Source organism: Listeria sp. SHR_NRA_18, from assembly GCF_003856515.1.
In the GTDB taxonomy this organism is placed as follows: domain Bacteria; phylum Bacillota; class Bacilli; order Lactobacillales; family Listeriaceae; genus Listeria_A; species Listeria_A newyorkensis.
Window position 1 is genome coordinate 1 of sequence record NZ_QPKR01000107.1, and the last position, 389, is coordinate 389.

1 protein-coding gene is annotated in these 389 nt (G+C 56.8%); it reads right to left on the minus strand.

The features are described 5' to 3' along the window. Positions 1-389: aminotransferase class I/II-fold pyridoxal phosphate-dependent enzyme (locus tag DUK53_RS17360; RefSeq protein ID WP_124893266.1), on the minus strand; the 389-nt coding region annotated here is incomplete at both ends.

The window sequence follows — 389 nt, forward strand, 5'->3', positions numbered from 1 at the left end:
GTAATCGGCCAGTAAGAAGTAAGTGCCTTCACAGGGCAGAATTTCCAGCCTGCTGTTAGCTAGCGCCTGCACAAATCGATCGCGTTTGGCTCGGTAGAACGCGGGTAGCTGCTGCCAGTGTTCTGGCTCATTGCGTAGCATATCGGCCAAGGCCAGCTGGGCTGGGGTGTTGACCGAGAACGTCAGATACTGGTGAACCTTGCGCACCTCGGCGCTTAACGCTGCCGGGGCCACGCAATAACCCACTTTCCAGCCGGTCATATGGAAGGTTTTGCCAAACGAGGAAACGGCTATCGCCCGCTGACGCAGTTGCGGATGGGCCAACACGCTGGCGTGCCCCCCTTTGGCAAAGCAGATATGCTCGTAAACCTCATCGCTCAGGATATAGA